Below are 8,438 nucleotides of genomic sequence, written 5' to 3' on the forward strand. Positions count from 1 at the left end.
GTAAGGGCCGAGGGCTAGGGCCGGGGTTGGGGTTTCACACTGGTGGGAGCGGTATGGCGGAGCGATCGACCTCGTATCGGCTCACGCGCCGGCAGCAGCTGGGCTATGGGCTGGGCTCGTTCGGCACGGGCGGGTTCGGCGTCGTGCCCGGCCTGCTGCTGGCGTTCTATCTCACCGACAGCCTCGGGGTGGCGGCCGGGCTCGCCGGGTTCGTGGTGTTCGCGCCGAAGGTGTGGGATGTCGTGATCTCGCCGATCGTCGGCCGGTTGACCGACCGCACCCTGGCCACCCGCGGGGACCGGCGGCCCTGGCTCCTGGCCGGCGCGCTGGTGCTGCCGCTGTTCTTCGCGCTGACCTTCCTGGTGCCGCCCGGCCTGACCGGCGCCCCCGCCGCACTGTGGGTCGCCGTGTTCTTCCTGCTCGCCGCCAGCGGATACGTCCTGTTCCAGGTGCCGTACGTGACGATGCCGACGGAGCTGACGGACAACCCCGCCGAGCGGACCACGATCACCGCCTGGCGCATCGCGTTCCTCACCGTCGCGATCCTGCTATTCGGCGTCACCGCCCCGATGCTGGTGCAGGCCGGCGGCGGGAACCGCGGCGGATACGCGCTGATGGGCATTGTGCTGGGGGTCGGCATCGCGCTCGGCATGTTCGGCGCCTGGCGGGGCACGCGCGGGATCACGATGGTCCAGCTCGGCGAGGTCTCCGGAACCGTCCGTCAGCAGCTGCGCGCCGCCGCGGGGAACCGGCCGTTCATCATGCTGCTGGCCGCGTTCATCCTGCAGGCCGTCGCGACCGGCGCGATGCTCGCCGGCGCGCCGTACCTGGCCCGCTACATCCTCGGCAGCGAGGGGCTCACGGCCGTGCTGTTCGGCTGCCTCGTCGGCCCGGCGCTGCTGGTGATGCCGATCTGGCACAAGATCGCCGGGGTGATCGGCAAGCGCAACGGATTCGTCGCCGCCACCGTCGTGTTCGCGGCCGGGTCGACGGGCCTGCTCGCCGCCCGGTCGCTGCCGCCCGTCGGGGTGTACCTCCTCGTGGGCGTCGTCGGCATCGGCTACGCCGGGCTGCAGCTGTTCCCCCTCGCCATGCTCCCGGACACCCTCGCCGAGGACTCGCGGGTCACGGGCTCAAGCCGCGCCGGCATCTTCACCGGCGTGTGGACCGCGGGCGAGACGACGGGCCTGGCGCTCGGGCCGTTCCTGGTGGTCTCGTTCGTCCTGGGCCTGAGCGGGTATGTGGCCAGCACGGGGGATCAGACGGTGATCCAGCCGGACTCCGCGATGCGGGCCATCGTGTGGTCGACCTCCTTGGTGCCCGCCCTGTTCGCCCTGCTCAGCATCCCGTTCGTGCTGGCCCATCGCACCCCCGCAGTACTTGAGGAAAGTGAGGTCTCGGCATGACCGCCGAGCAGATCCTGGCGCAACTCGCCGCGTACAAGAAGGATGACCTGCCCACGCACGGCGGGACGACGACGGCCTATGTGTTCGACCCCGGCGACCCGGCGATCGACGACATCGCGCTGCGCGCCTACGAGCTCCTCGCGCACGTCAACGGCATCGATCCCACCCAGTTCCCGTCCGTCGCCCGCATCGAGAACGACCTCGTCGCCACCGTCGCCGGCCAGCTCGGCGGGGATGCGGCGACCGTCGGCACCGTCACGAGCGGCGGCACCGAGTCCTGCCTGCTCGCTGTCCTGGGCGCGCGCGAGCTGTGGCGGGCCAAGAAGCTCACCGGCACTCCGCGCATCGTGGTGCCCAACACGGTGCACGCCGCGTTCTATAAGGCGGCGCACCTGTTCGGCCTGGATGCGGTGACGGTGCCGGTGGACCCGCTGACCCTGCGGGCGGACCCGGCGGCGATGGCTGCGGCGATCGGCCCGCTCACCGCGCTGGTCGTCGCCTCCGCCCCCAGCTACGCATACGGCGTGCTCGACCCGGTGCGCGAGATCGCGGCCGCCGCGCTCAATGCCGGGGTGCCCTGCCATGTCGACGCGTGCATCGGCGGCTGGGTGCTGCCGTTCCTCGAGGGGGTGGCCCCGTTCGACCTGTCCGTCCCCGGCGTGACATCCCTGTCCGTGGACCTGCACAAGTACGGGTACGTGCCCAAGGGCGTCTCGGTGCTCCTGCACAAGAACTCCGAATTGCGGCTGCGGCACTGGTTCACCATTGCGGGCTGGGCCGGGTATCCCCTGGTCAACCCGACCTTGGCGTCCTCGCGGCCCGTGGGCCCGATGGCCTCGGCGTGGGCCGTGCAGAAGTATCTGGGCGCCGACGGCTTCCGCGCGCTGGCCCGCTCCGCGCACGCCGCCGCCGCGCAGCTCGCGGCCGGCATCGCGGACATCGACGGCCTGCGGGTGGTCGGCGGGGTCGACTCGACGCTCGTCGCGTTCGCCGACGACGGCGGGCCCGACGACCCCGACGTGCGCGTCGTCGTCGACGAGTTGGCGCTGCGCGGCTGGCACCTGCAGATCCAGCCGTCGGTGCGGCACGTGCCCACCACGGCGCACGCCACCATCACCGCGTCGGCCGCCGGCAAGATGCCCGAACTCCTGGCCGTGCTGCGGGATTCCGTCGCCGCCGCGCGCCTGGTGGGGCGGGCGGCGGCAGACCCGGACCTGATCGCCGCCGCCGCCCAGATCGACGTGGCCGAGCTCACCGAGGAGCAGGTCGGCTTCCTCCTGGAGATGGCGGGAGTCGGGGGGTCTGCAGGCCTACCCGAGCGGATGGCCCCCGTACACGCGTTGGTGGAGGCGCTGCCCGGCCCCCTCGCCGAGCGGCTGCTCGCCGGGGTGCTCAGCCGCCAGCTCACTCCAGAGGCCTGAATTAGCTGGTAGCCCGCTGTTCTGGTAAGTTGCGGAGGTTGCCTGACGCAACGACCCTCCTGCTGCGGACAGTCCGTAGCCGTTTCACACAAAGCCCATAGGAGGTGATGAGGTCCCGTGCGTCAATACGAAATGATGATCATCCTCGATCCCAGTCTGGATGAGCGCACCGTTGCCCCGTCCATGGATACCCTGCTCAACGTCGTGCGTAACGACGGTGGCGTGGTTGACAAGGTGGACGTCTGGGGTAAGCGGCGCTTCGCTTACGAGATCGATAAGAAGAACGAAGGCATTTACGTGGTAGTCGAACTGACTGCCACGCCGGCCACGGTCCAGGAATTCGACCGTCAGCTGGGCCTCAACGAGTCAGTGGTTCGGACCAAGGTCCTGCGTCGTAACAACTGATCCATTTACCGATGTCCGGCCAGGGCTTTAGCCCCGGTTGGCCATCACCCCAGGAGGACACATGGCAGGCGAGACCGTAATCACCGTGATCGGCAACCTGGTTGCCGATCCGGAGCTCCGTTTCACCCCTTCGGGTGCAGCGGTGGCCTCGTTCACGGTGGCGAGCACGCCCCGGCGATTCAACGCCCAGACGAGTGCGTGGGAGGACGGCGAATCGCTGTTCTTGCGCTGCAGCATCTGGCGTCAGGCGGCGGAGAACGTCGCTGAGTCGCTGACCCGTGGGTCCCGTGTCATCGTCAGCGGCCGGCTCAAGCAGCGCTCCTTCGAAACCCGCGAGGGCGAGAAGCGCACTGTGTTCGAGCTGGACGTCGACGAGGTGGGTCCGTCCCTCAAGTACGCCACGGCAAAGGTCAACAAGGCCAGTCGCGGTGAGGGTGGATCCGGTGGCGGTGGTGGATTCGGTGGCGGATCAGGTGGTTCCAATGCAGGCCGTTCCGGTGGAGGCGCTCCCGCAGGCGGCGACGATCCGTGGGGCAGTGCTCCCGCGGCGTCCGGCTCGTACGGCGCGGCTCCAGCTGACGAACCGCCCTTCTGACCCACTAGCGGGGTCGGAATGCGGCGGCACACGCTGAGATTCCAGACTTACGGAGAAATCCCATGGCTAAGGCGCATGAGCGCAAGGTGCAGGCTGCGAAGCCCTGCTCCTTCTGTAAAGAGAAGAACACGGAAATCGATTACAAAGATGTGACGCTCCTGCGTCGCTTTCTGAGTGACCGAGGCAAGATCCGTACCCGCCGGGTGTCCGGCAACTGCGTCCAGCATCAGCGGGACGTTGCGGTCGCTGTCAAGAATTCGCGTGAGGTGGCTCTGCTGCCTTACACGTCGACGGCGCGTTGACGAAAGGGGATTGAAAGATGAAGCTAATCCTCACCGCTGATGTTGAGAACGTCGGTGTTGCTGGAGATGCTGTCGAGGTCAAGGACGGTTACGGACGTAACTTCCTGCTGCCTCGCGGACTGGCGATTTATGCCACGCGTGGTGCCCTCAAGCAGGTCGAGGGTATCCGCCGGTCGAAGGACGCGCGCGCTGTGCGCGACCTCGACCATGCCAACGAGCTCAAGGCCGCCATTGAAGGCCTTGAGTCCGTGACGCTGAAGGTCCGAACTGCGGCCAACGGCAAGAAGCTGTTCGGCTCGGTCACCGCTGGTGACGTCGCCGCTGCCCTCAAGGCAGCCGGTGGCCCGAACATTGACAAGCGCAGCCTCGAGCTGCCCAAGGCGCACATCAAGGCCACGGGCAAGCACGCGGTCGCAGTCAGCCTGAGCGCTGACGTCTCGGCGAAGTTCAACCTTGAGGTTGTCGCAGAGGGCTAAGCACCATTTCCACGTGAGGGGCCCCGCACCGGTATCCGGTGCGGGGCCCCTCACTTTGGCAGAAGTCGGGCCGGGCCGTCGTTATCGGTTTGTTATTCAACTACCTCGACATGGGCCGAACAGACATATTCACAGGTGAGGGCCATTAGTGGGCTGCGTCACGTTCATCTGTGGAGAGCCTGTGGATAGATGTGCACAACACGGGTCCCCGACACGCCCGAATGCGCTCAGCGTGCGACACGCCGCACGAGTTTCCCCTCACAGGGTGTGGACGGTATTTACAGGCATTGACCTGCAGTGATACGGGTGTGATTTGCGTCTATGCACAGGTTGCTAACAGGGACTTAACAAGGTTTGTGGACGCGCTAACACGTTATCCACAGAGTTATCCACAGCCTGTGTTGTATCGGGGGGCGATAGGCCTTACGGTCAGGCGATAGATCCTGTACAGGGGTTTCATAATCGTGGTAATCCCGGAGATTTTCGGGGGTTTTGTCAGAGGGTCCGGGTATGAATCAGGTGTGCGGCCGGATCGAACATTGTGGCTAGTGTGGTTGGTGTAGCGGGATTTTGCTGTGTGGTGCGGCTAGGGAGTGGTGGGAACGTGTCGGTGGGTATGGATCAGGATCATGCGGACTTCAGCAGGAGTGGACCGCAAGAGCCGCCGAGCGAGGACTTCGGGAGGCAGCCGCCGCAGGACTTGGTGGCCGAGCAGTCGGTACTGGGCGGCATGCTGCTGAGCAAGGACGCGATCGCTGACGTCTTGGAGGTCATCCGGCCGGGCGACTTCTACCGGCCCGCCCACCAGAGCGTGTACGAGGCGATCCTGGACCTGTACGGGCGCGGTGAGCCCGCGGACGCCGTCACCGTCTCCGCCGAGCTGGACAACCGCGGCGAGCTCAAGCGCATCGGCGGCGCCCCCTACCTGCACACGCTGATCTCCACCGTCCCCACCGCCGCCAACGCCAGCTTCTACGCCGAGATCGTCGCGGACAAGGCGATCCTGCGCCGCCTCGTGGAGGCCGGCACGCGCATCGTCCAGTTCGGCTACGCCGGCGCCGACGGGCAGAACGTCGACGAGGTTGTCGACCGCGCCCAGGCCGAGGTCTACGAGGTCACCGAGCGGCGCACCACCGAGGACTTCGTCCCCCTCACGGAGCTGCTCCAGCCCACGATGGACGAGATCGACTCCATTGCCACCCGCGGCGGCATGGCGCACGGTGTGCCCACCGGCTTCACCGAGCTCGACGAGATCACCAACGGCTTCCACGCCGGCCAGATGATCATCGTCGCGGCGAGGCCGGCCGTGGGCAAATCGACCCTCGGACTCGATTTTATGCGCTCTTGTTCCATTAAAAATGGACTAACCAGCGTCATCTTCTCACTTGAGATGAGCAAAACTGAGATTGTCATGCGACTTTTGTCCGCCGAGGCGAAGATCAAGCTGGGCGACATGCGCTCCGGCAAGATGAACGACGAGGACTGGACCAAGCTGGCCCGCCGCATGAGCGAGATCAGCGAGGCTCCGCTGTTCATCGACGACTCCCCCAACCTGACCATGATGGAGATCCGCGCCAAGGCCCGCCGGCTCAAGCAGAAGCACGACCTCAAGCTCATCGTCATCGACTACCTGCAGCTGATGTCCTCCGGCAAGAAGGTCGAGTCCCGCCAGCAGGAGGTCTCCGACTTCTCGCGAAGCCTCAAGCTCCTCGCCAAGGAGCTCGAGGTCCCCCTGGTCGCCATTTGCCAGCTCAACCGTGGCCCCGAGCAGCGCACCGACAAGAAGCCCATGGTCTCCGACCTCCGCGAGTCCGGCTCCCTCGAGCAGGACGCCGACATGGTGATCCTGCTGCACCGCCCCGACGCGTTCGAGCGCGACGATCCGCGCATGGGCGAGGCGGACCTGATCCTGGGCAAGCACCGTAATGGCCCCACGGCGACGATCACCGTGGCGCACCAACTGCACCTGTCGCGGTTTGTGGACATGGCGCGGGGGTAGGTGCTGCTGTAGGTTCCGGTTCAAGTTGTCATATTCCGGTTAGCGTGTCCGACCCGATGTCATATCCAGGGCAGATTCCGGATTGCATGTCATATTGGTCGACATGAGGCCAGGCTCCGGCCTCACCAATGAGAAGGCGAAGGATATGAATACGGTGGCGCTGCCTCGGGTTTCAGGCAGCCCCTCTGATAATTTCGCGGAAGCCTCACTGATCACATCGAATGGGACTATCTGGGAAATGACGGATAAACTCTTTCGCGTCGTGGTGACATAGCAGTCTCGGTAACATTCGCTTGAATACGATCATGTGGTTATTGCCAACGCAGCTTGCGGCCCAGGAAGCCGGCGACGAGGCCGTCGATCTCGCGGTAGATCGCGGCCGCGTCGAGCTTGGCGGCGGTTTCATGCACGATGTTCGGATCGGTGACGTCCGCCAGCGTCGTGGCCTCGTAGTACGGCTCGAACGCCTCCACGATCTCCTCCGCGCTGTTGGCGAAGTCGAGGACGTAGGTCTTGTCTTTGCCCTTCGCCTTGCGGTTGAGCCGCGAGAGGGTCTGCACGGCGGCCACGCCGGAGAGCTTCTTGTCCACGTACATCGCGACGAGCAGCGGCTGATCGAACCCGGTCTGGAACTTGTTGGCCGCCAGCATCACCTGGTATTCCTCGGTGTTGAACGCCTCCCGCAACCCCCGGCCCTTGAGCCCAGGGTCCAGCGAAGTCTCGGTGCCCTTTTCCACCCCCGAGTCCAGATCCGTGATAACCCCGGAGAACGCGACGAGTGCGGCGACGTTCGTGTAGCCATGCTCGGCGACGTACTTGTCGAACGCGACCTTATAGCGCACCGGGGATCTCTCCGCGATCGATGCGGTCGTGCCCCCGCCAGGTGTGTAGGCAGCCGGCGCTGATGCCGAGCTCGTACGCGGTCTGTTTGACCTGTTTGCCTGAATGGATGAGCGCGATCGCGCGGGCACGGAACTCGGGAGGGTAGGGGCGGGGCATGGTCGGAGCCTTTCAGTAAGGCCCTCGACTCATCACCGAATCTGGAAACTAACCCATGGGTCAGGTCAACGAGTCAACCAAAGTGGGGGCAGTTCCGACGCTGTCCGGGTCACTGATCAGATCTGTTATGGCGGGTGAGCGTTCCTTCTATGTCGAGGCGGCCACCTGGCGTACGTGCGACGGGACTCGGTAGCGGTGGGACTCCCATGAACTGCGCTCCTTCAAGCTCGTACCTGACGTCGGGCACCAGTAGACCTGCTTCATGCGGCTTGACGTGCGGCTATACGACTTTGCCTGGGCCCTGGGCCCTGGGCGTCAGGACGAAGTGCACCTGTCCCTACCGATAGCGTCGGACGGCTGGGATAGGTTTCCAGCCATGGCGAAATATCCGCGGGTTCGGCAACAGAGCATCGCTGTCTTTGGTGAGTCAGGGTCGGGCAAGACCGTGCTGGTGTCATCGTTCTACGGCCGCTGAGTATTTGCTCGACTGGAGTCCACCTGTCGTGCGGGTGAGCGCCAGGCCCTGAATTCGTGAATGGCGTGGTCGAGCGCCACCACCGGCCTCGTTGAGCGCCACCTAAATAGGCTCCTCCCACCATGTGAGGGACACGTGGTGGAAGGAGTACCGGTAATGGTACGGAAAATCAGGGCGAAACTCGTGCTGCAGCTACGCGCCGAAGGGCTGTCGGGCAGAACCATCGCAGACTCCCAGGGCATGTCACGGCACAGTGTCCGAGCAGTCATCGACGCCGCCGACCAGCTGAACTGCCCCAGGTTCTGTGCCGCTCCTAAACGGGCTGCGGCTCAGCCTTGAGGGCAGCATAATGAACTTGCT

At 65.4% G+C, this 8,438-nt stretch carries 8 protein-coding genes and 1 pseudogene; 7 read left to right on the forward strand and 2 right to left on the reverse strand.

Annotation, left to right across the window (positions count from 1 at the left end; all coding sequences use genetic code 11):
* Nucleotides 1-53: 53 nt before the first annotated feature.
* The 7 genes from TBIF_RS06785 to dnaB all read left to right on the forward strand — a co-directional run bounded on the left by TBIF_RS06785 (nucleotide 54) and on the right by dnaB (nucleotide 6,604).
* Nucleotides 54-1,406 (forward strand): MFS transporter, encoded by a 1,353-nt coding sequence (locus TBIF_RS06785; RefSeq protein ID WP_024794085.1) that lies wholly within the window; start codon nucleotides 54-56, stop codon nucleotides 1,404-1,406.
* Nucleotides 1,403-2,827, forward strand: coding sequence for a pyridoxal phosphate-dependent decarboxylase family protein (locus tag TBIF_RS06790; protein WP_024794086.1), 1,425 nt, complete (start codon nucleotides 1,403-1,405; stop codon nucleotides 2,825-2,827). Before TBIF_RS06785 ends, TBIF_RS06790 begins: the two co-directional genes overlap by 4 nt.
* A 117-nt stretch (nucleotides 2,828-2,944) precedes the next feature.
* Entirely contained in the window at nucleotides 2,945-3,232 is a 288-nt protein-coding gene (gene rpsF, locus TBIF_RS06795; protein WP_024794087.1) for a 30S ribosomal protein S6, read from the forward strand.
* Between the two features lie 61 nt (nucleotides 3,233-3,293).
* On the forward strand, nucleotides 3,294-3,827 hold the full coding sequence (locus TBIF_RS06800; protein ID WP_024794088.1) for a single-stranded DNA-binding protein: 534 nt from the start codon (nucleotides 3,294-3,296) through the stop codon (nucleotides 3,825-3,827).
* A 62-nt stretch (nucleotides 3,828-3,889) separates the two neighbouring features.
* Complete coding sequence (rpsR, locus tag TBIF_RS06805; RefSeq protein WP_024794089.1) at nucleotides 3,890-4,129, forward strand: 30S ribosomal protein S18; 240 nt, start codon at nucleotides 3,890-3,892, stop codon at nucleotides 4,127-4,129.
* 17 nt (nucleotides 4,130-4,146) lie between these two features.
* Nucleotides 4,147-4,605 (forward strand): 50S ribosomal protein L9, encoded by a 459-nt coding sequence (gene rplI / locus TBIF_RS06810; protein ID WP_024794090.1) that lies wholly within the window; start codon nucleotides 4,147-4,149, stop codon nucleotides 4,603-4,605.
* Nucleotides 4,606-5,221: 616 nt separating this feature from the next.
* The gene (dnaB, locus tag TBIF_RS06815) at nucleotides 5,222-6,604 is read left to right on the forward strand and encodes a replicative DNA helicase (RefSeq protein ID WP_084611581.1); all 1,383 of its coding nucleotides are present in this window, start codon (nucleotides 5,222-5,224) and stop codon (nucleotides 6,602-6,604) included.
* Nucleotides 6,605-6,915: 311 nt separating this feature from the next.
* Here dnaB and TBIF_RS23075 read toward each other — a convergent pair whose 3' ends face one another.
* On the reverse strand, nucleotides 6,916-7,446 hold the full coding sequence (locus tag TBIF_RS23075; protein ID WP_038170163.1) for a type I restriction enzyme subunit R domain-containing protein: 531 nt from the start codon (nucleotides 7,444-7,446) through the stop codon (nucleotides 6,916-6,918).
* Nucleotides 7,445-7,603 (reverse strand): annotated as a pseudogene (locus TBIF_RS26455) (transposase); the annotation flags it as partial. The pseudogene TBIF_RS26455 and the gene TBIF_RS23075, both read right to left, overlap by 2 nt.
* Nucleotides 7,604-8,438: the final 835 nt, after the last annotated feature.

The sequence above is a fragment of the Tomitella biformata AHU 1821 genome, assembly GCF_000524475.1.
Classification (GTDB): Bacteria; Actinomycetota; Actinomycetes; order Mycobacteriales; family Mycobacteriaceae; genus Tomitella; species Tomitella biformata.